The organism is Streptomyces sp. NPDC088785 (assembly GCF_044750685.1).
Taxonomy (GTDB): Bacteria; Actinomycetota; Actinomycetes; order Streptomycetales; family Streptomycetaceae; genus Streptomyces.
Map to the genome: position 1 here is coordinate 334,415 of NZ_JBIVKH010000003.1, position 21,427 is coordinate 355,841.

A 21,427-nucleotide genomic window follows, 5' to 3' on the forward strand; every position below is an offset into this window, starting at 1 on the left:
AATGTGAAGAACAGGTGACCGGGCTCACAGATCCTGGTGAAGCCCGGTCACGCCCGTCCGCTACTTGCTGTTGATGACCGCTTCCATCACGCTCTTCGCGATCGGAGCGGCCAGACCGCCACCGGAGATGTCGTCACGGTTGGCGGCGCCGTCCTCGACGACCACGGCCACCGCGACCGGCGTGCCGGAGCTGGTCTTGGCGTAGGAGACGAACCAGGCGTACGGCTTCTCGCTGTTGTCGACGCCGTGCTGGGCGGTACCGGTCTTGCCGCCGACGGTCGCACCGGCGATCTTGGCGCTGGAGCCCGTGCCGCCCGGGTCGTTGACGACGGTCTCCATCATCGACTGGAGCTTCTGCGCGTTCTCCTCGGAGAGCGGCTTGCTCATCTCCTCCGGCTCGGTCTTCTCGATGACGTCGAGGTTCGGGGCCTGGAGCTGGTCCACCATGTAGGGCTTCATCAGCTTGCCGTCGTTGGCGATCGCGGAGGCGACCATGGCCATCTGGAGCGGCGTGGACGCGGTGTCGTACTGGCCGATGGAGGAGAGCGCCACCTGCGAGTCGTTCATGTCGTCGTCGAAGTTCGACGCGTTCGAGCGGACCGGGACGAACTGCTGGTCGTTGAAGCCGAACTTCTCGGCCTCGTCGAGCATCGTCTTGTTGCCCATGTCCTGGCCGAGCTTGCCGAACACCGAGTTGCAGGAGACCTTCAGGGCGTCGCGCAGTGAGACGTTCTCGCAGGCGATGCTGCCCTCGTTCTTCAGGGGCGTCCGGGTGCCCTTCATGATGAACGGCACCGGCGAGTCGGTCTTCGCGTCGATGTCGCCGACCTTGCCGCTCTCCAGCGCGGCCGCGGCCGTCACCAGCTTGAACGTGGAGCCGGGCGGGTACGTCTCGCGCAGCGCGCGGTTCAGGAGCGGCTTGTCCTTGTCCTTGTCGAGCTTGGAGAAGGTGCTGCCGTCGTCGTTGGTGTTCCCGGCGAACGACGACGGGTCGTACGACGGCGTCGAGGCGAGCGCGAGGATCTTGCCGGTGGACGGCTCGATGGCGGCGACGGCACCCTTGCCCCGGTTCTTCAGGCCGTCGTACGCGGCCTTCTGCGCCTTGGCGTTGAGGGTGGTGACGACGTTGCCGCCCTCCTTCTTCTTGCCCGTGATCATGTCGAGCGTGTTGCGGAAGAAGAGCCGGTCGTCGTTGCCGGTGAGGATGCCGTCCTCCAGGGACTCCAGCTGGGTGGCGCCGACGACCTGCGAGGCGTAGCCGGTGACGGGCGACCACATGGGCCCGTCCTTCCAGGTCCGCTTGTACTTCAGGTCGGTGCCGCTGGTCGCCTTGGAGCCGGTGATCGACTTGCCGTCGACGATGATGTCGCCGCGCGGCGTCGAGTACCGGGCGATGGCGACCCGGCGGTTGCTGTCGTCGGAGGCGAGGCTGTCGGCCTTGACGTACTGGAGCCAGTTGTCGCGGATCAGCAGGGTCAGGACCAGGAGTCCGCAGAAGATCGCGATGCGGCGCAGGGGCTTGTTCACGGTCGGACCACCTGGGTCATCTCGGCGTCGGGGCTGGGCGTCGGGCTGGGCGCGGGCCGGCGAGCGGTGTCGCTGATGCGCAGCAGGATGCCGATGAGAGCCCAGTTCGCGATCACGGACGAACCGCCGTACGCGAGGAACGGCATCGTCATACCGGTCAGCGGGATGAGCCCCATGACACCGCCGGCGACCACGAAGACCTGGAGCGCGAAGGCGCCGGACAGACCGACGGCGAGCAGCTTGCCGAAGGGGTCGCGGGCGGCGAGGGCGGTGCGCACACCGCGCTCGACGATCAGCGCGTAGATCAGCAGCAGCGCCATCAGGCCGGCCAGGCCCAGCTCCTCGCCGAACGTGGCGAGGATGAAGTCGGAGTTCGCGGCGAACCGGATCAGGTCCGAGTGGCCCTGGCCGAGGCCGGTGCCGAGGGTGCCGCCGGAGCCGAACGCCCACAGCGCCTGCATGGCCTGCTCGGAGTGGCCCGCGACGCCCTGCCGGCTGAGCAGGTACTCCTTCATGGGGTCGAGCCAGGCGTCCACCCGCTGCTGGATGTGCGGCTCGAAGCTCGCCACGCCGACGGCGCCGACCGCGGACATCATCAGACCGAAGACGATCCAGCTGGTCCGCTCGGTGGCGACGTACAGCATGATGACGAACATTCCGAAGAACAGCAGCGACGTGCCGAGGTCGGTCTCGAAGACCAGGATGAGGATCGAGATCCCCCACACCACGAGGATCGGGCCGAGGTCGCGGCCGCGCGGCAGGTACAGGCCCATGAAGCGGCGCGAGGCCAGCGCCAGCGCGTCCCGCTTCACCATCAGGTAGCCGGCGAAGAAGATCGCGAGGACGATCTTCGCGAACTCACCGGGCTGGATGGAGAAGGACCCGATGTGGATCCAGATCTTGGCGCCGTACAGGTTCACACCCAGGCCCGGCACCAGCGGCAGCAGCAGCAGGACGATCGCGCCGAGCATCGAGATGTACGTGTAGCGCTGGAGGACGCGGTGGTCCTTCAGGAAGATCAGGACCGCGATGAACAGCGCGATGCCGATGGCCGTGTACATCAGCTGCTTGGGCGCGGCGCTGCCCGCCTGGTGGATCGACTGGAGCAGCTCCGACTGGTCGAGCCGCCAGATGACGACGAGTCCCAGGCCGTTGAGGAGCGTGGCCAGCGGCAGCAGCAGCGGGTCCGCGTACGCCGCGAATTTCCGTACGACGATGTGGGCGACGCCGGCGAGCAGGCCGAGGCCGAGCCCGTAGCCGAGCAGGCCGGCCGGCAGCGAGCCGTCGAGCGCGAGGCCCACGTTGGCGTACGCGAAGACGGGGATGACCACCGCGAACGCCAGCAGCGCCAGCTCGGTGTTGCGCCGGCTGGGTGCGCCGATCGCGCCGATGGTCGACGTATGGGTCGTGGAACTACTACTGAGAGAACTGCTCATGGCGTGCTGAGGCCCCCAACGGCTTCTACTGCTGTGCGCACGCCTTGGCCAGCTGCTGCTCTTCGTCGGAGAGAGTGGGGCCAGGAGTGGGCGTGGGAGAGGACTTGGACTTGCCGGACGGCGACGAGGACGGGTCCGGCGTGGGGGTGGCGGTCGCCACGCGGAACGACGCCTTCGACGCCGTGCCCGTGCCGGCGGTGGTGCCGCCGGCCTCGCCCTCGCCGGTCTTCGCGTTCTTCTCGTTCTCGGCCTTTTGCCGCTCGGCCTGCTTCTCGCATGCCGTGGCCTGTGCGGAGAGTTCGTCGATCTTGTCCTGGGCGGCTGCCAGGTCGCCTTCGGTGATGGTCTCCTCGACCTGCTTCTTCTGGTACGGAGGCAGGTACTTGAGGTCGATCTCCGGGTGGTCCTTCTCCACCTTCGACAGGCTCACCCAGGCGAGGTCCTGGTTGATGCCGCGGTAGAGCGCCACGTGGTCGTCGTTCGAGCCGACGTAGTACTGGGTCTGCGTCCAGCGGTAACCGCCGTAGAGGCCGCCGCCGATGACGCCGAGGGCGAGCACGATGAACAGCGATCTCTTGATCCACCGGCGGCCGCGGCGCGGCTTGACGAAGTCTTCCTCGGTGTACGCGTCGAAGTCCCCCTCGGACGCGTAGCCCGCGCTGTCGCCGCTGCCGGGCGGACCGAACTCGCCGCCGCCGCGGTGCTGGCCCTGGCCCTGGCCCGGCACCGGCCGGCCCGAGCCGCGGCCGAGTGCCGCCGCGCGGCCCGCCGGGGTCTCCATGGCGCCGCCGTCGTGCAGCTGGTGCTGGTTCTCGGCGACCGCGCCCACGATGACCGGGGCGTCGGAGAGGTGTCCGGCGAGGGTGTCGCCGCCGTCGATGTCGAGGACGTCGGCGATGATCACGGTGATGTTGTCGGGGCCGCCGCCGCGCAGCGCCAGCTGGATCAGGTCCTGGACCGTCTCCTGCGGGCCCTGGTAGCTGGCGAGGGTCTCCTCCATCGTCTGGTGGGAGACGACGCCGGACAGGCCGTCGGAGCAGATCAGATAGCGGTCGCCGGCCCGCACCTCGCGGATGGAGAGGTCCGGTTCGACGTGGTCGCCGCTGCCCAGCGCGCGCATGAGGAGGGACCTCTGCGGGTGCGTGGTGGCCTCTTCCTCGGTGATGCGGCCCTCGTCGACGAGGCGCTGCACCCAGGTGTGGTCCTGCGTGATCTGGGTGAGGACGCCGTCGCGCAGCAGGTAGGCGCGCGAGTCGCCGACGTGCACGAGGCCGAGCCGCTGGCCGGTCCACAGCAGGGCGGTGAGGGTCGTCCCCATGCCCTCCAGCTGCGGGTCCTCCTCGACCATCATGCGCAGCTGGTCGTTGGCCCGCTGCACGGCGGTGCCGAGCGAGGTCAGGATGTCGGAGCCGGGGACGTCGTCGTCGAGGGCGACGATGGTGGAGATCACCTCGGAGGAGGCGACCTCACCGGCGGCCTGGCCGCCCATGCCGTCGGCGATCGCGAGCAGGCGCGGGCCGGCGTAGCCGGAGTCCTCGTTGCCCTCGCGGATCATGCCCTTGTGCGATCCGGCGGCGAAGCGCAGTGACAGACTCATGCGCACCTGCCCCGTTGATTCCGACTCCGGGTACATCCGCACGGTGCCCACCCTCCGGTCGGGAGCGTGCCGGTGTCCCGGTCCGGGACAACCGCGTCGGCTCGCTCGCTCCGCTCGCGCCTAATCATGATGTAGCACTACTTCCGCAGCTCGATGACGGTCTTGCCGATGCGGATCGGTGCACCCAGCGGGATCGGCGTGGGGGTCGTCAGGCGGTTCCGGTCGAGGTACGTGCCGTTCGTGGACCCGAGGTCCTCGACGATCCACTGGCCGTCCCGGTCCGGATAGATCCGGGCGTGCCGGCTGGACGCGTAGTCGTCGTCCAGCACGATCGTGCTGTCGTGGGCCCGGCCGAGCGTGATGGTCTGCCCCTGGAGGGCGACCGTGGTGCCGGTGAGGCTCCCTTCGGAGACCACCAGCTTGCTCGGGGCGCCGCGTCGCTGACGGCCCCCGGCCTGCTGCTGGCGCTGCTGCGGCGGCGCGGCCGCCTGGCGTGCGGTCTGCTGCTGGCGTCCGCTGTCACGGCGCGAGCCGCGCGCGGTCACCCGTGTGCCGAACAGGTCGCTGCGGATGACCTGTACGGCCACGATCACGAACAGCCACAGAACGGCCAGGAAACCCAACCGCATGACCGTCAGGGTCAGCTCTGACATTGCCCCCGCTTCACCCTTCGGCTTGCCGGTAAACGATGGTGGTCTGGCCCACGACGATCCGCGAGCCGTCGCGGAGCGTAGCGCGGGTCGTGTGCTGGCCGTCCACCACGATGCCGTTCGTGGACCCGAGGTCCTGGATCGTGGAGGGGGTGCCGGTGCGGATCTCGCAGTGCCGGCGCGAGACGCCGGGGTCGTCGATCCGCACGTCGGCCTCCGTGGAGCGGCCGAGCACGAGGGTGGGGCGGGAGATCTGGTGGCGGGTGCCGTTGATCTCGATCCAGTGCCGGACGCGGGCGCCCGGCTGGGGGCCCGCGGCAGCCGCGGGCCGGTGCGCGGCCGGGGCCTGTGCGGGCCGGCCGGGCGGGGGTGCGGGCGGCATCGGCGGTGCGGCCGCCGGCGGGTAGCCGTAGCCGCCGGGCGCCTGCGGACGGGCGGCCGCGGGCCGCTCCGGACGCTCGGGCTGCGCCTGGCTGGTGGAGGAGGCGAGGGTGCGGCTGCGCACCCGGTACAGACCCGTGTCCAGGTCGTCCGCCTTCTCCAGGTGCACCTTGATGGGGCCCATGAAGGTGTAGCGCTGCTGCTTCGCGTAGTCGCGCACCATGCCGGACAGCTCGTCGCCGAGCTGTCCGGAGTAGGGGCTCAGGCGCTCGTAGTCCGGTGCGCTGAGCTCCACGATGAAGTCATTGGGGACGACGGTCCGCTCGCGGTTCCAGATCGTCGCGTTGTTGTCGCACTCGCGTTGCAGCGCGCCCGCGATCTCGACGGGCTGCACCTCGGACTTGAAGACCTTCGCGAAGGTGCCGTTGACCAGACCTTCGAGACGTTGCTCGAACTTCTTCAGGACTCCCATGGGGCACCTCCTTCTCCGTAGCTGTCCTGCTTGCCGTGCCTGTCGGGCTGCCGTGCTTCGTCGTACTGCTTACTGATCGTATCCACGCGCCGGGAAATCGGCTGGTTCCCCCTGTCCGCCCGGTCGATGAGTGTCGACGCTCACAGACCGCTCCGAGGCCTCCGGTACGGCCCCTGTGAAAGGGATCGTAGAGGTGGCCTCAGGACAGTGTCCCGTACGCGGCTGTGGAGCGGTCGGGGTCCGGCAAGGCCGCTACCGGACTGTGTCCGACGCGCGGCCCCGCGGCGCCGCCGCCCCATGATGGGGGGCGTCGGCCACCTGCATCGGGTGCCCGCAGGGGGGCCGTCGGATGCCTGCGGAATCGGATGTGAATCCACCCCTGGCAGCGTGCTAATCTTCTGCATGTCGGAAGGCGCCGCGCCCACCAGGGCAAGGAGCCGGAGGACACACCCAATGCGCGGGTGGCGGAATAGGCAGACGCGCTGGATTCAGGTTCCAGTGCCCGAAAGGGCGTGGGGGTTCAACTCCCCCCTCGCGCACAGCGAAAAGCCTCGCAGATCTTCGGATCTGCGGGGCTTTTGCGTTGCCCCGGACAGGGCGGGGCAGGCCGGGGCACGACAGGACGGGGCGTGCCCGCGGGCGGGGGCGTTCCGCGCGGGGGCCGTCCCGCGCGGGGCGTGCGGCGGTTCGTGGGGGCACGCGGGGGCGTGCGCGCGCGTGAGGCGCCCCAGGTCCGTGACCTGGGGCGCCTCTGTGGGGTATGTCACCCCGGCGTGCTGCGTGCTGCGTGCTGCGGTCAGGCGGCGATGCGGGCGGCCACGGCCTTGCCCTTCTCCTGCGCGTCCTGGAGGGCCTTCTCGCGGGAGGCCTCGAAGAGGGGGACCAGCTCGGACATGGCCGGGTTCGTCGGCGCCATGGTCAGCTCGGGGACGATGAAGTCCAGGTCGAGCTGGAGGGTGTCGCGCAGGGTGGCGGCCAGGAAGTTCTGGACGTACTCCATGCCCTCGCGCGGGGTGCCCGGCGCGTAGGAGCCGCCGCGGCTGGCGACGACGGTGACCGGGGTGCCCTTGGCGGCCGGGGCGTCGATGCCCGCGGTGCGGCCGAACAGGATCACGTTGTCGAGCCAGGCCTTCAGCGTCGACGGGATCGAGTAGTTGTACATCGGGGCGCCGATCAGGATGGCGTCCGCGTTCTCCAGCTCCTCGATCAGGCGCACGCGCTCGGCGAAGGCGGCGGCCTGCTCGGGGGTGTGGCCCTCCGCGGGCGTGAAGCCGGCGAGGTGGCTGTCGGCCGTGATGTGGGGCACCGGGTCCACCGCCAGGTCGCGGTAGACGACCGTGCCCTCGGGGTGCTGCTCGAGCCAGGCGTTGCGGAAGGCCTCCGTCACGGGGCGCGAGGACGAGGCGGGACCGGCGAAGACCGAGGAGTCGAGGTGCAGCAGGGTGGCCATGGGGGGTTCTCCCGAAAATATCGGCTGAAGATGAGTACGTAGCTAGTAATAGCACAGGTACTTACTTTTTCTCACCCCCGTATGAGAAACCAGTACTCTGGACGCATGGCGGGCAGCGAGCAGGACAGGAAGCGGGCGGACGCATGCGACGCGGCGGCGTCCATGACCCACACGCCGGGGGCGTGCTCGACGGTCGACATCGGGATGACCCGGGTCTTCGGGCTGCTCGGCAAGCGTTGGACGGGGCTGATCGTGGCCGCGCTGATGCAGCGGCCCGTGCACTTCGCCGACCTGCGCCGGGCCATCCCCGGCATCAGCGAGCGCATGCTGTCCGACCGGCTGACGGAGCTGGGCACCGTCGGCCTCGTCGTGCGCCAGGTCGACGAGGGGCCGCCGCTGCGCGTCTCCTACCGGCTGACCGAGGCCGGCTCGGCCCTGCGGCCGTCGCTGAACGAGCTGGGGGACTGGGCCGCGAAGTATCTGGGGGCCGAGGGCGGGACGTGCCCGGAGGAGTACCGGAAGTAGGGCCTTCTCGGGCGGGGCGTTGATGGGTGGGTGGCCGGCTGGAGGCTTTCGGGGGCCGGGCGGGGGTGGTGCCGTTGTGCACAGGCTTCGGGTTTTCCACAGGGTCCGGCGGGGTGGTGCGCGCGGCGGTACGGTCGTGGCCGGTTCGCCGGCGACGGACGGGCGATGTGACGAGCGGCGCAGTGCGTGCGGGGTTCCGCACGAGTGGGGGAGGCGGTCGGTATGAGCGGGATCGGCGATGTGGTGGCGCTGCCGCGGCAGGGCGAGGGGTCCGGGCGGGTCGGGCGGCTGCCGCGGGTGGCCGGGTTCGCGGCGCCCTTCGCGGAGGCGGCGAAGGGGGCGTCCCCCAAGGCCGCCGGCAAGGCCCTGCGCAAGGCCGTCCCGCGGTCCGCGCACGCCGACTTCACGGTGGACGCGGACCGGCCCGACGCGGTGACGGCCGTCGCGGAGTCCAACCGTGGCAGGATCGAGGAGCTGACCCCGATCCGGGTCGGGCGGATGACCGCGACCCCCTTCGCCTTCCTGCGCGGCTCGGCCGGGCTGATGGCGTACGACCTGGCGCGCACCCCGCTGACCGGCGCCGGCGCCCAGATCTGCGGCGACGCCCACGCGGGCAACTTCGGTCTGTACGGCGATGCGCGCGGCGGCCTCGTCATCGACCTGAACGACTTCGACGAGACGGTGCACGGCCCCTGGGAGTGGGACGTGAAGCGGCTCGCCGCCTCGCTGGTCCTCGCCGGGCGGGAGGCCGGGGCCGACGAGGACACCTGTGCGCAGGCGGCGCACGACGCGGCCGGTGCCTACCGGCGCACCATGCGCCTGCTCGCCAGACTGCCCGCGCTCGACGCGTGGAACGCGATCGCGGACGAGGAGCTCGTCTCGCACGCCGACGCCCACGATCTGCTCGGCACGCTGGAGCGGGTCTCGGAGAAGGCGCGGAACAACACCAGCGGACGGTTCGCCGCCAAGTCCACGATCGGCGTGGAGGGCGGCGGGCGGCGGTTCGTGGACGCGCCGCCGGTCCTGCGGCGGATACCCGACCAGGAGGCGGCCGCCGTCGCCGCCTCGCTCGGCGCCTACCTGGAGACCGTCTCCGAGGACCGGCTGCCGCTGCTCGGGCGGTACGCGATCCACGACGTGGCGTTCCGCGTCGTCGGCACCGGCAGCGTGGGGACCCGGTCGTACGTGGTGCTGCTCCTGGACCACCGCGGTGAGCCACTGGTGCTCCAGGTGAAGGAGGCACGGCCCTCGGCGCTGCTCCCGCACCTGCCGGCGGTGGGCTTCGCGACGGACGGCGTCGCGCACGAGGGGCGGCGCGTGGTGCTCGGGCAGCAGCGGATGCAGGTGGTCAGCGACTCCCTGCTGGGCTGGACCTCGGTCGGTGAACGGCCCTTCCAGGTGCGGCAGTTCCGCAACCGCAAGGGCAGCGTCGATCCGGCCGCGCTCGCCGCCGACCAGTTGGACGACTACGCGCGGATGACCGGCGCGCTGCTCGCCCGCGCCCACGCCCACAGCGCGGACCCGCGGCTGATCGCCGGGTATTGCGGGAAGAACGAGGAGCTGGACGAGGCCGTCGCGTCGTTCGCGGTGACCTACGCGGACCGCACGGAGGCCGATCACGGGGAGCTGGTGCGGGCGGTACGGGAGGGGCGGGTGGCTGCCGAGACGGGGGTCTAGCTTCTTCCGGTCCGGTGCGGTGCGGTCCGGTGCGGTGCGGTGCGGTGCGGTGCGGTGCGGTGCGGTGCGGTGCGGTGCGGTGCGGTGCGGTGCGGTGCGGTGCGGTGCCGGAGGGGCTGGGCCTGGCTGGGTCGGGTGGTTTCGGGCGCCTGAGGTGTCGTCCTCCGGGGCGGCCGGGAGGGCCGGGGCGGTGTCGGGGCCGCTTCGGGAGGTGGCGCGTCGTGGGTGGGGAGGCGGTGATCGGTGACTGGCCTGTCCCGGTGGGCCGTGCCCTACGCTGGACGGGTGACGACCCCGGAGACCGACGACGTGGCAGGCCAGCCCGAGGAGCAGCCTCGGGAGCGGCTCAAGGACCAGCTGAAGGAACGGATCGAGCGGTCCCGGGAGCAGGCTCGGGAGCAGACGCGGGAGCGGCCCGAGGAGCGGCTGGAGCGGGCGGTGCGCGCGGCCGAGCAGGCCCTGATCGAGTTCGAGATCGCCGTGGAGACCTTCCGCGTCGAGGTGGAGAACTTCTCGCGCCTGCACCACCAGAAGCTCGGCCCGATGTACGCCCGGCTCGACGAGCTGGAGGCGCTGATCGCCGAGGCGACGGCGGACCGCACCGGGGACCCGGAGGACCGCGGCAGGGCCGACGAGGCGCGGGCGCGGGTACTGCCGATGCCCGGCGTGGAGGAGCTGTTCCACGGGTGGATGGACGGGGACGGACTGTTCCCGGAGGCCGTCGCGATGCTCACCGACCAGCCGGTGCGCCCGCCGCAGCGGGTGCGGCCCAGCGAGGAGGCCCGCAAGCTCTACCGCGAGCTGGTCCGCGAGGCGCACCCGGACCTGGCCCAGGACGACCGGGAGCGGGAGCGGCGCGACGAGTTCATCTCGCGGGTGAACGCGGCGTACGCGCGGGGCGACGCGCCGCTGCTGCGGGAGCTCGGCGAGGAGTGGGCCGCCGGTCCGGTGCCGCCGGAGCGGGAGCCCTCGCCGAGCGAGGAGCTGTACGCCCGGCTCGACTGGCTGGCGCAGCGCAAGGAACTGCTGACGGCCGTGGCCCGGGAGCTGGAGGAGGGGGCGATCGGCTCGATGCTGCGGATGGCGCCGGACGACCCGGACAAGCTGCTCGACGAGATCGCCGAGCAGTTGCTCGCGCAGGTCGCCGAGCGGGAGGCCGAGCTGGAGCGGATCACCGCGGGCTGAGTCCGCGGGGCGGTCGGGTAGCGTCAGGGGCATGGTCTTCGGTTCTGGTGTGCCCACGGTCGGTGTCGACGAGCTCAAGGAAGGCGACTTCCTGCTCGACGTGCGGGAGGACGACGAGTGGCTCGCGGGTCACGCCGCGGGCGCCCTGCACGTTCCGATGAGCGAGTTCGTCGCGCGGTTCGGCGAGTTCACCGAGGCGGCCCCGCAGGACGGCCGGGTCAACGTCCTGTGCCGGGTCGGCGGGCGTTCCGCCCAGGTGACGGCCTATCTGGTGCAGCAGGGCATCGACGCGGTGAACGTCGCGGGCGGCATGCAGGCGTGGGAGGCGGCCGGCCGGCCCGTCGTGGACGACCAGGGACAGCCGGGCTCCGTCGTCTGATCCGGGCGGCCCGGAGCGGGGCCCCGAGCCGGTTTCGGGGCCGCCGGTGTGACCGCCGGTCGGACCGGCGGCGGGTCGTCAGCCCAGTGGATGGGCGGCGAGCAGGTCGCCGAGGGCCTCTTCATGGGCGGCGGCCGGGCCGAGCGAGAGCTCCAGGTGCTTGGCCCAGGCGTGATAGCGGTGCAGCGGGTAGTCGGTGTCGGCGCCGAAGCCGCCGTGCAGGTGTTGCGCGGTCTGCACGACGCGCCGCACCCCGTCGGACGCCCAGCTCTTGGCGACCGCGACATCACCGGCGACCGGCAGCGCGCCGCCCGCCCCGGTGCTCAGGCGCCAGGCGGCCTGCCACAGGGTGACCTCCATGGCGCGCAGGTCGATGTAGCGGTCGGCGGCCTGCACGGCGACCGCCTGGAACGTGGCGATCGGATGGCCGAACTGCTCGCGCTTGCCCGCGTAGTCGCTGGTCATCCTCAGCACGCCCTCGCCGAGGCCGAGTGCGAGCGCGCAGGTGCCGGTGACGAGCAGATCGTGCAGCCGGGGCCAGGCCGCCGTGTCCGTGATCAGGTGCCGGTCGTCCAGGCGCACCCCGTCCAGGCGCAGTTCGGCCAGGCGCTCGCCGGTCGTCGAGATCTGCTCGGTGAACGTGAGCCCCGCCGTCGGTTCCGCACCCCGGGCCGGGCCGGGCAGCACCGCGAGGACCGTGCCGCCGTCGCCGGTGTGCGCGGGGACCAGGATCCGGTCGGCGCCCCAGGCCCACGGCACCGCCGTCTGCACCCCGTCCAGGACCCAGCCGCCCGCGCCCGCCGCGCCTTCCTGGCGGGCGGTCACCGCCAGCTCGGCCGGGTCGTGCCCGCTGCGGCCGGCCGCGGCGACGGTCAGGGCGAGGCCGCCGTCCGCCGCGCCGGGAAGGATCTCCCGCTTCAACTCCGCGCCGCCGTACACCTCCACGGTCGTCGCCGCCGCGCTGTGCTCCAGGAGCGGGATGCGGGCGAGGACCTTCGCGGACTCGCGCAGCACCAGGCAGAGCGCGATGGCGTCCAGTCCGGCCCCGCCGTGCTCGGGCGTGAGGAGCAGGCTCAGCAGGTCGGCGTCGGCGGCCTTGGACCACAGCGCGCGGTCGAAGTCCTCGGCGACGGCCCCGGAGGTGAGCGAGGGGCTGGGCACGCTGTCGGGCGCGACCGGTGCGAACACCGCCCGCGCCGCCTCGACGGCCGCCTGTTGCTCCTCGGAGAAGGTGAAGTCCACCGGCTGTCCTCCCGTTCCTGCGCGACTCCCAGCGGGATCTGACGGAGCGTCAAGATAGAACAGGTTCTACGAGAAGGGAACAGCGCGAGGGGGCAGGGAGAGGGAGCAGTGCGAGGGAACCGGGCGGGGGAACCGGGTGGAGGCGCGGCCGGGTGGGCCGGGGGCGGGGTCAGCGGTCGAAGTCCAGCTCCACCCGCTCCGTGGTCGGACGGGACTGGCAGGCCAGGACGTATCCCGCTTCGGTCTCCTCCGGCTCCAGGGCGAAATTGCGGTCCATGCGCACCGAACCCGTGACGAGGAAGGCGCGGCAGGTGCCGCAGACGCCGCCCTTGCAGGCGTAGGGCGCGTCCGCCCGGTTGCGCAGCACCGCTTCCAGGAGCGATTCGCCGTCCTGTACCGGCCAGCTGCCGGACCGTCCGTCGAGCTGCGCGGTGACGGTGCTGTGCGCGGGGGCGGTCACCGGGCCGCTCGCGGCGGCCGGTGCGGTGCGGTCGGTGGCCGGGCCGTCGTCCACGTGGAAGATCTCCTCGTGGATCCGGCTCCGGCCGACGCCGAGATCGCGCAGGGCCCGCTCGGCGCCCTGCACCAGGCCGTAGGGGCCGCACAGGAACCAGCCCGCGATCCGCTCCACCGGCAGCAGGGCGGGCAGCAGCGCCGTCAGCCGCTCCCGGCCGAGCCGCCCGGAGACCGGGCCGGCCTGCCGCTCCTCCCGGGAGAGGACGGTGACCAGCTGGAACCGGTCGGGGTAGCGGTCCTTCAGGTACGCCACCTCCTCCAGGAACATCGTCGACGCCGTGGTGCGGTCGCTGCGGATCAGGCAGAAACGGGCGTCCGGCGTCCGCTCCAGCAGCGTCGTGGCGATGGAGAGCACCGGGGTGATCCCGCTGCCGCCGACCACCGCCGCGAAGTGCCCGGGCGCCGGGTCGAGGGTGAAGCGGCCGGCCGGGGTCATCACCTCCAGCTCGTCCCCCACGGCGATCTCCTTGTGGGCGAACGTGGAGAACGCGCCGCCGTCGACCAGGCGCACGCCGACCCGCAGGGTGCGCGGGGCGCCGTCGGCGGGCGCCGCCGAGCAGATCGAGTACGTGCGGCGGACCTCCGTGCCGTCCACGGTGCGGCGCAGTGCGAGGTGCTGGCCCGGGGCGTGCCGGTACTGCTCGCGCAGCGGGCCGGGGACGGCGAGGGTCAGCGCCACGGAGTCGTCGGTGAGCCGGTCGACCGCCGTGACCCGGAGCCGGTGGAAGCGGGCCCGCGCGGGTGCTGCCATCACAGCTCCTTGAAGTGGTCGAAGGGTTCACGGCAGTCGAGGCAGCGGCGCAGCGCCTTGCACGCGGTGGAGGAGAAGCGGCTGAGCAGTTCGGTCGCGGTCGAGCCGCAGTGCGGGCAGGCCACCGGGTCCCAGGCGGCGGGCGCGGCGGCGGGCGCCGTGCCGTGCCGGGTGGGCCCGAGCGGGACGGGGACCGGGCCGGCGGGGTCGCGGGTGGGGCGCGGCGGTGCGATCCCGAACTCGCGCAGCTTGCGGCGGCCTTCGGCGCTGATGTCGTCCGTGGACCAGGCCGGGGAGAGGACGGGGCGGACGGTGACCTCGGGCACGCCGTGCTCGTGCAGGGCCCGCTCGATGTCCGCCGACATGGCCTCGATCGCGGGACATCCCGTGTACGTGGGGCTCAGCTCGACCTCGACGCGGCCCGGCCCGAGGCTGTGCACGGCCCGCAGGACGCCCAGCTCCTCCAGGGTCAGCACCGGCAGTTCGGGGTCGGGCACCGAGCCCGCCACGTGCAGCAGTTCGGTCTCCAGCGGGGTGGGGGGCGCGGTCACCATGTCGCTCCCGGGTGGCTGCGGTGCAGGTGCTGCATCTCGGCGAGCATCCGGCCGAACGACTCGGTGTGCAGGCCCTGCCGGCCCGCCCCCGCCTGCCAGCCGCCGCTCTGCGGGCCCTGCGGGACGGTGAGCGTCGCCTCCCGCAGGACGTCCGTGACGGTCGCCGTCCAGGCGGTGCGCAGCTCCGCCCAGTCGATCTCCACGCCGGGCAGCGGCTGGAACATCTCGCCGGTGAAGCGCCAGAGCGCGTCCACCGCGCGCCGCATCCGCGCGTGGCTCTCCGGGGTGCCGTCGCCGAGGCGGAGGGTCCACTGCCGGGCGTGGTCCTGGTGGTAGGCCACCTCCTTGACGGCCTTGGCTGCCAGGGGGGCGAACTCGCCGTCGCCGGCGGCCAGCCGACCGTACAGAAGGTGCTGGTACGTGGAGAAGAACAGCTGGCGGGCGATGGTGTGGGCGAAGTCGCCGTTCGGCTGCTCGACCAGCTGGAGATTGCGGAACTCGCGCTCCTCGCGCAGGTACGCCAGCTCGTCCTCGTCGCCGGCCGTGCTCAGCAGGACGCGGGCCTGGCCGAGCAGGTCCAGCGCGATGTTCGCCAGCGCCAGCTCCTCCTCCAGGACCGGGGCGTGGCCCGCCCACTCCCCCAGGCGGTGCGAGAGCACCAGGGCGTCGTCGCCGAGGGCCAGGGCGGCGGCCGTGCCGTCGGCCTGCCGGGTCGGGGTCGTCCGGTGCGTCACAGGTGCTTCACCCCTTCCGGGATCTCGTAGAACGTCGGGTGCCGGTAGGGCTTGTCGGCGGACGGCTCGAAGAACGGGTCCTTCTCGTCGGGAGAGGAGGCCGTGATCGCCGCGGACGGGACGACCCACAGGGAGACGCCCTCGCCGCGGCGCGTGTACAGGTCCCGCGCGTTGCGCAGGGCCAGCTCCGCGTCCGGGGCGTGCAGGCTGCCGGCGTGGGTGTGGGCGAGGCCGCGGCGGGAGCGGACGAAGACCTCCCACAGGGGCCACTCGCCGGCGCCGCCGGGCGCCTTCGGGGTCTCGCTCATGCCGCCCTGCCTTCTCGTGTCGAACCGCCGGGTGCGGGGTCGGTCGTGGCGTGCCGGGCCGCGTGGGCCGCGGCGGCCTCGCGCACCCAGGCGCCCTCGTCGTGGGCGCGCCTGCGCTGGGTGATCCGCTGTTCGTTGCACGGGCCGTTGCCCTTGAGGATCTCCTTGAACTCCGACCAGTCGATCGCGCCGAAGTCGTGCTGTCCCCGCTCCTCGTTCCACACGAGGTCCGGGTCGGGGAGGGTCAGGCCGAGGGAGGCGGCCTGGGGGACGCAGATGTCGACGAAGCGCTGGCGCAGCTCGTCGTTCGAGTGGCGCTTGATCTTCCACTCCATCGACTGCGCCGAGTGCGCCGACTCGTCGTCCGGCGGGCCGAACATCATCAGGGACGGCCACCACCAGCGGTCCACCGCGTCCTGCGCCATCGCGTGCTGGGCCTCGGTGCCCCGGCTGAGGGCGAGCAGCAGCTCGAACCCCTGGCGCTGGTGGAAGGACTCCTCCTTGCAGACGCGGACCATCGCGCGCGCGTACGGACCGTACGAGCAGCGGCACAGCGGTACCTGGTTCGTGATCGCCGCGCCGTCCACCAGCCAGCCGATCGCGCCGACGTCGGCCCAGGTCAGCGTCGGGTAGTTGAAGATCGACGAATACTTCTGGCGGCCGCTGTGCAGCTTGTCGAGCAGCTCGTCGCGGCTGGTGCCCAGGGTCTCCGCCGCGCTGTAGAGGTACAGGCCGTGGCCCGCCTCGTCCTGCACCTTCGCCATCAGGATCGCCTTGCGGCGCAGGGACGGTGCGCGCGTGATCCAGTTGGCCTCCGGCTGCATGCCGATGATCTCGGAGTGCGCGTGCTGCGCGATCTGCCGTACGAGCGTGGCCCGGTAGGCGTCGGGCATCCAGTCGCGGGGCTCGATGCGCTCGTCCGCCGCCACCGCCGCGTCGAACACCGCTCGGAACGCCGCGGTGTCGTCGGCGTGGTCCGCGCTCTCCACGTGGTGCGGGGTTGCTGTCGCCATTCCCGGTCCCCTCGAACTCGGCTGTCGATGACGATCCGGTCCGCCGCCGTCGGGCCTTCCACCACTCCCGACCGATCGTTCGGTTCGTCGGATTCAATGGTGGGACCCGGCGCCGTAAGGTGTCAACCCTGAATGACCCGGCCTGTGGATAACCTCGGCCGCCTGTGCTTCGGGGCCGCTCCCCAGTACCGTGCCGGTGCGCCGCACCAGCGGGTCGACGGCGCGCGGCCGGCGCGGCGGTGGACGGGCCGGGCGACGACGGGACCGGGACGGGGATCGGGGAACAGTGATGAAGACGGAAGCAGGCGCTGCGGGCGAGGCCGGCCGGCCCGCACCGGAGCCGCCCGGCGGAGCGCCCGACGACGCGCCCGGCGGGGCGCGGGACGCGTCGGCGCCGCAGACCGGGCGCCAGGGCCTCGCCGCTCTCCCCCCGGCCTACCGGGTGGCCGCCTCGCTGGCCCTCGCGGGCATCGCCGTCGTCGCGTGCGTCCACGTCCTGATGGTGTTCCTGCACGTCGCTCCGTCGAACACGATGTCCAAGCGGCACGGCGAGGCGGTGGACAGGTGGGTCTACCCCGAGTTCGAGCAGAACTGGAAGCTGTTCGCCCCCAATCCGTTGCAGCAGAACATCGCCGTCCAGGCCCGCGCCGAGGTCCGCGACGCGACCGGGACCGCCCGCACGACCGACTGGTACGACCTGTCGGCGCAGGACGGCGCCGCCATCAGGGGCAACCTGCTGCCCAGCCACACCACGCAGAACGAACTGCGCCGCGCCTGGGACGTCTACCTCGGCTCGCACGACGCGCAGAACCGGTCGACCAGCCTGCGGGGCATGCTCTCCGAGCAGTACCTGCGCCGCATCCTCGTGCTGCGGTTCGACCGGCTGGGAGTCGCCGGCCGGGACGGCGTGATCGAGCGCGTCCAGATCAGGTCCCGGTCGGTCACGATCGCGCCCCCGAAGTGGAGTGACGAGAAGGTGAACCAGAAGCCGGTCTACCGGGTGCTCTCCTGGTGGAAGGTGACCTCGCGCGACGCGCCCCTCGACAGCGGCGCGCACGTACGCGCGCAGGACCCCACGGACGGTGCCCGATGAGCGGCTTCCAGCACGAGGCGGCAGCACGGCGCACGAGCCCGGGACAGCGCGTCACCGAGGCGCTGCGCGCCGGGATCGAGCGGGTCACCGCCTCGGCGCTCGGCCCCTACCAGAGCGCCGTGGTCCGCATCGGCTTCTCGGCGACCTGGCTGCTGTTCCTGCTGCGCGAGTTCCCGCACCGGCGGGAGATGTACGGCCCGGACGCCCCGTGGAGCTGGGGCATGGCGCAGCAGCTGATCTCGAACAACGACGCGCTCACCGCGCTGATGTGGTCGGACGGCCAGGTGTGGTTCGAGTGCGTCTACGTCGCCGCGATCCTCGCCGCCGCCCTGCTGCTCCTGGGCTGGCGCACCCGCACCATGTCGGTGCTGTTCATGATCGGTGTGCTGTCGCTCCAGAACCGCAGCGTGTTCATGGGGGACGGCGGCGACAACGTCATCCACCTCATGTCGATCTACCTGGTGTTCACCCGGTGCGGGCAGGTGTGGTCGCTCGACGCGCGCCGCGCGGCACGCGCGCGTGAGGGCGCCCCGGGCGTCGACCGGACCGGGCCCGTCCTGTGGTGGGCGATCGGGCTCGCGCTCTCGGCGCTCACGTTCCTGGGGAAGCTGCACCTGGACTGGCTGATCCTGTTCTGGGGGCTGTGGCTCGTCCACGGCATGTGGTGGTTCGCCGGCCACCGGCATCCGCGGGGCGGCGCGCGCCGGATGTACGACGTCGTCGCCAACGTCACCCACAACGCGGCCCTGCTGATCATCATGGTCGAGGCGTGCCTGATCTACGCGACGGCCGGCTGGTACAAGATCCAGGGCGGCCGCTGGCAGGACGGCACCGCCGTCTACTACCCGCTCCACCTGGACTACTTCTCCCCGTGGCCCGCCCTGGGCGACCTGCTCAGCGCGTTCGGCCCGATGGTGATGCTCGTGACGTACGGGACGGTCGCCGTCCAGGTCGCCTTCCCGTTCACCGTGTTCAACCGCAGGGTCAAGAACGTGCTGCTGGTGGCCATGATCACGGAGCATCTGTTCATCGCCGTCGTGCTGGGGCTGCCGTTCTTCTCGCTCGCGATGATCGCCGCCGACGCGGTGTTCCTGCCGACCTCGTTCCTGCGGTGGATCGGCGGGCGGGCGGCACGCGCGCGTGAGCGGGTGCGGGGCGCCCGCGCGGACGGGGACGCCCCGGTGCCGGAGCAGCGCCCGGCGGACGACGTCGAGCCGGCGGCGGTGCGCACGTAGGCTTCCTGCCATGAGCGGGACGAGCACGGCGGACGGCGCACACGGCGGACCCCACGAGGGCGCGGACGACGCCGGCCGGGCCGTACGGGCCTGGCGGCGCGCCGCCGACGCCGCCGTGCTCCTCGACGGCTTCCACGCCCTCAAGCACGCCCTGCGCTTCGGCGCCGACGTGCCCGTCGCGCTCGCCGTCGACAAGGCGGCGGCCCGCGCCCTGGCCGACGATCTCGCGCCCGACGTCGCGCGGGAGCTGGCCGCGCGGCTCGTGGAGGTGCCGGGCGACGTGCTGCGCTCCCTCGTGCCGCGGCTGCACCCGACCGGGGTGGCCGCGCTCGCCGGCCGCCCGGAGCGCGCCGGGAACCTGGCCGCCATCGGCCGCACGGGCCGCACCACGCCGGTGATCGTCCTCGACGAGCCGCGCAACCTCGGCAACGCGGGCGCCGTCATCCGCCTGGCCGCCGGGTACGGGGCGACCGGCGTCGTCACGACCGGCAGCCTCGACCCCTGGCACCCCACCGTCGTACGGGGCGGGGCCGGGCTGCACTTCGCGACCGCGGTGGAGCGGCTGGCGGTCGACGAACTGCCCGCCGGGCCGCTGTACGCGCTCGACCCCGAGGGCGCCGACATCCGCGGCCTGACCCTGCCCGACGACGCGCTGCTCGCCTTCGGGTCCGAGCGCAGCGGCCTGTCCGGGGCGCTGCGCGCGCGGGCCGACCACCTGGTGTCGCTGCCGATGCGGCCCCAGGTCTCCAGCTACAACCTGGCCACCAGCGTCGGCATGACCCTCTTCCACTGGAGCGCGCACAGCACGCGGGCCCCCGGGCGGCCGTAGCGGCCCGGGGCCGGGCTTCTAGACGCCGTCGCGGCGGACCTCCACCACCCGGAAGCGGTTCGCCACGAAGGCGCCGTCGCACAGGGCCGCGTTCGCCGCCGGGTTGCCGCCCGAGCCGTGGAAGTCGGAGAACGCCGCCGTCTGGTTCACGTACACCCCGCCCGTCAGGTTGAGCGAGAGCTGGGCGCACTCCTCCAGGCAGACCTCCTCGACGTCCCCGGCCACGTCGTCGGAGGTCGTGTAGGCGCCGACGGTCATGGCGCCCTTCTCGCGCACCGTGCGCCGCAGCAGCTCCAGCGCCTGCGCGGTGGAGTCGACGGCGACCGCGAAGGAGACCGGGCCGAAGCACTCGCTCAGCCAGACCGCCTCGGCGTCCGGCTTGGCGCCGTCGAGCTTCACGATCACCGGGGTGCGCACCACGGCGTCGGGGAACTCCGGGTGCGTGATCTCCCGGGAGGGCAGCGCGACCTCGCCGAGCCCGGCCGCCGCCTCCAGGCGGGCCTTCACGTCGGGGTTCACCAGCGCGCCCAGCAGCCCGTTCGCCCGCGCGTCGTCGCCGAGCAGGCCGTCGACCGCCGCCGCGAGGTCCGCGACCACCTCGTCGTACGACTTGGGGCCCGCGTCGGTGGTGATGCCGTCGCGCGGCACCAGCAGATTCTGCGGAGTGGTGCACATCTGGCCGCTGTACAGGGACAGCGAGAACGCGAGGTTCGCCAGCATGCCCCGGTAGTCGTCGGTGCTGTCGACGACGACCGTGTTGACGCCCGCCTTCTCCGTGTACACCTGCGCCTGGCGGGCGTGGGTCTCCAGCCAGTCGCCGAAGGCCGTCGAGCCCGTGTAGTCGATGATCCTGATCTCGGGGCGCACGGCGAGGGTCTTCGCGACGCCCTCGCCGGGCCGCTCGGCCGTGAGCGCCACCAGGTTCGGGTCGAAGCCCGCCTCGGTGAGCACCTCGCGGGCCGCCTGGACGGTGAGCGCGAGCGGCAGCACCGCGCGCGGGTGGGGCTTCACCAGGACCGCGTTGCCGGTGGCGAGGGAGGCGAACAGGCCCGGGTAGCCGTTCCACGTCGGGAAGGTGTTGCAGCCGATCAGGAGCGCGACTCCGCGCCCGACCGGGGTGAACTCCTTGGTCATCAGCAGCGGGTCGCGCTTGCCCTGGGGCTTGGACCACTGCGCCGTGTCCGGGGTGCGCGCCTGCTCCGCGTACGCGTACGCCACCGCTTCCAGGCCGCGGTCCTGCGCGTGCGGGCCGCCCGCCTGGAACGCCATCATGAACGCCTGGCCGCTGGTGTGCATGACCGCGTGCGCGAACTCGTGCGTGCGGGCGCTGATCCGGGCCAGGATCTCCAGGCACACCACGGCCCGCAGCTCGGCGCCCGCCTTCCGCCACGCGCGCAGGCCCGCGCGCATGGCGGGCAGCAGCACGTCCGCGTCCGCGTGCGGATACGTGAGGCCCAACGCGATGCCGTACGGCGAGACCTCCTCGCCGACGAAGTCGTCCGTGCCGGGCTGGCCGAGGTCGAGGCGGGTGCCCAGCAGGGCGTCGAAGGCGGCCTTGCCCTCGGCCATGCTCAGGCTGCCGCTCTCCCCGCCCGCCCCGTAGGCCTTCGGGTGCTCGGGGTGGGGGGACCAGTACGCGCGGGTGCGGAGGGTCTCCAGCGCCTGGTCGAGGGTGGGCCGGTGCTGGGCGATCAGGTCGTGCGCGGTGCGTTCGGCGGCGGCCATGGCGGACCAACTCCTCCTCGGTGCCGGCTCGTCGTCGGGCCGGCGGGCTGGGTGGGACCGGGCGGTGCGGGGCTGGGCGACGGCACCCGGCAGGAGCTAGAGTAACCGAACGATCGGTCGGGACAAGGGGGCGGGGAGAAGCTGTGGA

The 21,427-nt window shown here is 72.5% G+C and carries 20 protein-coding genes and 1 tRNA gene; 8 read left to right on the forward strand and 13 right to left on the reverse strand.

Annotation, left to right across the window (positions count from 1 at the left end):
* Positions 1-60: 60 nt before the first annotated feature.
* The 5 genes from ACIP5K_RS12120 to ACIP5K_RS12140 form a co-directional block, all read right to left on the reverse strand.
* On the reverse strand, positions 61-1,527 hold the full coding sequence (locus tag ACIP5K_RS12120) for a peptidoglycan D,D-transpeptidase FtsI family protein (protein ID WP_401408175.1): 1,467 nt from the start codon (positions 1,525-1,527) through the stop codon (positions 61-63).
* On the reverse strand, positions 1,524-2,963 hold the full coding sequence (locus tag ACIP5K_RS12125) for an FtsW/RodA/SpoVE family cell cycle protein (RefSeq protein ID WP_401408177.1): 1,440 nt from the start codon (positions 2,961-2,963) through the stop codon (positions 1,524-1,526). Before ACIP5K_RS12125 ends, ACIP5K_RS12120 begins: the two co-directional genes overlap by 4 nt.
* Before the next feature lie 25 nt (positions 2,964-2,988).
* Positions 2,989-4,560 carry a Stp1/IreP family PP2C-type Ser/Thr phosphatase gene (locus ACIP5K_RS12130; protein ID WP_401408179.1) on the reverse strand — a complete coding sequence of 524 codons (1,572 nt, stop codon included), beginning with the start codon at positions 4,558-4,560 and terminating at the stop codon, positions 2,989-2,991.
* Between the two features lie 137 nt (positions 4,561-4,697).
* The gene (locus tag ACIP5K_RS12135) at positions 4,698-5,213 is read right to left on the reverse strand and encodes an FHA domain-containing protein (protein WP_401408181.1); all 516 of its coding nucleotides are present in this window, start codon (positions 5,211-5,213) and stop codon (positions 4,698-4,700) included.
* A 10-nt stretch (positions 5,214-5,223) separates the two neighbouring features.
* Positions 5,224-6,063, reverse strand: a complete 840-nt coding sequence (locus ACIP5K_RS12140) for an FhaA domain-containing protein (RefSeq protein ID WP_401408183.1) — start codon at positions 6,061-6,063, stop codon at positions 5,224-5,226.
* Positions 6,064-6,518: 455 nt separating this feature from the next.
* On the opposite strand from ACIP5K_RS12140, the gene ACIP5K_RS12145 reads away from it, so the two are divergent.
* Positions 6,519-6,602 (forward strand) — tRNA-Leu (locus ACIP5K_RS12145).
* 257 nt (positions 6,603-6,859) lie between these two features.
* On the opposite strand, the gene ACIP5K_RS12150 is transcribed toward ACIP5K_RS12145, so the two are convergent.
* The gene (locus tag ACIP5K_RS12150) at positions 6,860-7,513 is read right to left on the reverse strand and encodes an FMN-dependent NADH-azoreductase (RefSeq protein WP_401408185.1); all 654 of its coding nucleotides are present in this window, start codon (positions 7,511-7,513) and stop codon (positions 6,860-6,862) included.
* 162 nt (positions 7,514-7,675) lie between these two features.
* On the opposite strand from ACIP5K_RS12150, the gene ACIP5K_RS12155 reads away from it, so the two are divergent.
* The 4 genes from ACIP5K_RS12155 (at position 7,676) to ACIP5K_RS12170 (ending at position 11,279) form a co-directional block, all read left to right on the forward strand.
* Positions 7,676-8,038, forward strand: coding sequence for a winged helix-turn-helix transcriptional regulator (locus ACIP5K_RS12155; RefSeq protein ID WP_401408984.1), 363 nt, complete (start codon positions 7,676-7,678; stop codon positions 8,036-8,038).
* 222 nt (positions 8,039-8,260) lie between these two features.
* The gene (locus ACIP5K_RS12160) at positions 8,261-9,715 is read left to right on the forward strand and encodes a DUF2252 domain-containing protein (protein WP_401408187.1); all 1,455 of its coding nucleotides are present in this window, start codon (positions 8,261-8,263) and stop codon (positions 9,713-9,715) included.
* Positions 9,716-10,000: 285 nt separating this feature from the next.
* On the forward strand, positions 10,001-10,900 hold the full coding sequence (locus ACIP5K_RS12165; RefSeq protein ID WP_401408189.1) for a hypothetical protein: 900 nt from the start codon (positions 10,001-10,003) through the stop codon (positions 10,898-10,900).
* A 31-nt stretch (positions 10,901-10,931) separates the two neighbouring features.
* Positions 10,932-11,279 carry a rhodanese-like domain-containing protein gene (locus ACIP5K_RS12170; protein WP_401408191.1) on the forward strand — a complete coding sequence of 116 codons (348 nt, stop codon included), beginning with the start codon at positions 10,932-10,934 and terminating at the stop codon, positions 11,277-11,279.
* Positions 11,280-11,357: 78 nt separating this feature from the next.
* Here the strand turns inward: ACIP5K_RS12170 and ACIP5K_RS12175 are convergent, their stop codons facing one another.
* The 6 genes from ACIP5K_RS12175 to paaA all read right to left on the reverse strand — a co-directional run bounded on the left by ACIP5K_RS12175 (position 11,358) and on the right by paaA (position 16,397).
* Positions 11,358-12,521 carry an acyl-CoA dehydrogenase family protein gene (locus ACIP5K_RS12175; protein WP_401408193.1) on the reverse strand — a complete coding sequence of 388 codons (1,164 nt, stop codon included), beginning with the start codon at positions 12,519-12,521 and terminating at the stop codon, positions 11,358-11,360.
* A 169-nt stretch (positions 12,522-12,690) separates the two neighbouring features.
* Positions 12,691-13,788, reverse strand: coding sequence for a 2Fe-2S iron-sulfur cluster-binding protein (locus tag ACIP5K_RS12180; RefSeq protein ID WP_401408195.1), 1,098 nt, complete (start codon positions 13,786-13,788; stop codon positions 12,691-12,693).
* Complete coding sequence (gene paaD, locus ACIP5K_RS12185; protein WP_401408197.1) at positions 13,788-14,342, reverse strand: 1,2-phenylacetyl-CoA epoxidase subunit PaaD; 555 nt, start codon at positions 14,340-14,342, stop codon at positions 13,788-13,790. Before paaD ends, ACIP5K_RS12180 begins: the two co-directional genes overlap by 1 nt.
* On the reverse strand, positions 14,336-15,076 hold the full coding sequence (gene paaC, locus ACIP5K_RS12190) for a 1,2-phenylacetyl-CoA epoxidase subunit PaaC (RefSeq protein ID WP_401408199.1): 741 nt from the start codon (positions 15,074-15,076) through the stop codon (positions 14,336-14,338). Before paaC ends, paaD begins: the two co-directional genes overlap by 7 nt.
* Positions 15,073-15,384: a 1,2-phenylacetyl-CoA epoxidase subunit PaaB gene (paaB, locus tag ACIP5K_RS12195; protein ID WP_401408201.1), complete on the reverse strand. Its 312-nt coding sequence runs from the start codon at positions 15,382-15,384 to the stop codon at positions 15,073-15,075. Before paaB ends, paaC begins: the two co-directional genes overlap by 4 nt.
* On the reverse strand, positions 15,381-16,397 hold the full coding sequence (gene paaA / locus ACIP5K_RS12200) for a 1,2-phenylacetyl-CoA epoxidase subunit PaaA (RefSeq protein WP_401408203.1): 1,017 nt from the start codon (positions 16,395-16,397) through the stop codon (positions 15,381-15,383). The genes paaB and paaA overlap by 4 nt, the downstream gene beginning before the upstream one ends.
* Positions 16,398-16,686: 289 nt before the next feature.
* Between paaA and ACIP5K_RS12205 the strand changes: the two genes are divergently transcribed.
* The 3 genes from ACIP5K_RS12205 to ACIP5K_RS12215 are packed head-to-tail and all read left to right on the forward strand — an operon-like array spanning position 16,687 to position 19,554.
* Positions 16,687-17,490, forward strand: a complete 804-nt coding sequence (locus ACIP5K_RS12205) for a DUF5819 family protein (RefSeq protein ID WP_401408205.1) — start codon at positions 16,687-16,689, stop codon at positions 17,488-17,490.
* Positions 17,487-18,725, forward strand: coding sequence for an HTTM domain-containing protein (locus ACIP5K_RS12210; protein ID WP_401408207.1), 1,239 nt, complete (start codon positions 17,487-17,489; stop codon positions 18,723-18,725). The genes ACIP5K_RS12205 and ACIP5K_RS12210 overlap by 4 nt, the downstream gene beginning before the upstream one ends.
* A 10-nt stretch (positions 18,726-18,735) precedes the next feature.
* Positions 18,736-19,554: a TrmH family RNA methyltransferase gene (locus ACIP5K_RS12215; protein ID WP_401408209.1), complete on the forward strand. Its 819-nt coding sequence runs from the start codon at positions 18,736-18,738 to the stop codon at positions 19,552-19,554.
* Between the two features lie 18 nt (positions 19,555-19,572).
* Here ACIP5K_RS12215 and paaN read toward each other — a convergent pair whose 3' ends face one another.
* Entirely contained in the window at positions 19,573-21,279 is a 1,707-nt protein-coding gene (gene paaN / locus ACIP5K_RS12220; RefSeq protein ID WP_401408211.1) for a phenylacetic acid degradation protein PaaN, read from the reverse strand.
* Positions 21,280-21,427 lie beyond the last annotated feature (148 nt).

What these genes read in the sequence shown, in the direction of transcription:
- ACIP5K_RS12125 (WP_401408177.1), bottom strand. Translation starts at nt 2,963, where the DNA reads ATGAGCAGTTCTCTCAGTAGTAGTTCCACGACCCATACGTCGACCATC.
- ACIP5K_RS12130 (WP_401408179.1), bottom strand. Translation starts at nt 4,560, where the DNA reads ATGAGTCTGTCACTGCGCTTCGCCGCCGGATCGCACAAGGGCATGATC.
- ACIP5K_RS12135 (WP_401408181.1), bottom strand. Translation starts at nt 5,213, where the DNA reads ATGTCAGAGCTGACCCTGACGGTCATGCGGTTGGGTTTCCTGGCCGTT.
- ACIP5K_RS12140 (WP_401408183.1), bottom strand. Translation starts at nt 6,063, where the DNA reads ATGGGAGTCCTGAAGAAGTTCGAGCAACGTCTCGAAGGTCTGGTCAAC.
- ACIP5K_RS12150 (WP_401408185.1), bottom strand. Translation starts at nt 7,513, where the DNA reads ATGGCCACCCTGCTGCACCTCGACTCCTCGGTCTTCGCCGGTCCCGCC.
- ACIP5K_RS12155 (WP_401408984.1), top strand. Translation starts at nt 7,676, where the DNA reads ATGACCCACACGCCGGGGGCGTGCTCGACGGTCGACATCGGGATGACC.
- ACIP5K_RS12160 (WP_401408187.1), top strand. Translation starts at nt 8,261, where the DNA reads ATGAGCGGGATCGGCGATGTGGTGGCGCTGCCGCGGCAGGGCGAGGGG.
- ACIP5K_RS12170 (WP_401408191.1), top strand. Translation starts at nt 10,932, where the DNA reads ATGGTCTTCGGTTCTGGTGTGCCCACGGTCGGTGTCGACGAGCTCAAG.
- ACIP5K_RS12180 (WP_401408195.1), bottom strand. Translation starts at nt 13,788, where the DNA reads ATGGCAGCACCCGCGCGGGCCCGCTTCCACCGGCTCCGGGTCACGGCG.
- paaD (WP_401408197.1), bottom strand. Translation starts at nt 14,342, where the DNA reads ATGGTGACCGCGCCCCCCACCCCGCTGGAGACCGAACTGCTGCACGTG.
- paaB (WP_401408201.1), bottom strand. Translation starts at nt 15,384, where the DNA reads ATGAGCGAGACCCCGAAGGCGCCCGGCGGCGCCGGCGAGTGGCCCCTG.
- paaA (WP_401408203.1), bottom strand. Translation starts at nt 16,397, where the DNA reads ATGGCGACAGCAACCCCGCACCACGTGGAGAGCGCGGACCACGCCGAC.
- ACIP5K_RS12205 (WP_401408205.1), top strand. Translation starts at nt 16,687, where the DNA reads ATGAAGACGGAAGCAGGCGCTGCGGGCGAGGCCGGCCGGCCCGCACCG.
- ACIP5K_RS12210 (WP_401408207.1), top strand. Translation starts at nt 17,487, where the DNA reads ATGAGCGGCTTCCAGCACGAGGCGGCAGCACGGCGCACGAGCCCGGGA.
- ACIP5K_RS12215 (WP_401408209.1), top strand. Translation starts at nt 18,736, where the DNA reads ATGAGCGGGACGAGCACGGCGGACGGCGCACACGGCGGACCCCACGAG.
- paaN (WP_401408211.1), bottom strand. Translation starts at nt 21,279, where the DNA reads ATGGCCGCCGCCGAACGCACCGCGCACGACCTGATCGCCCAGCACCGG.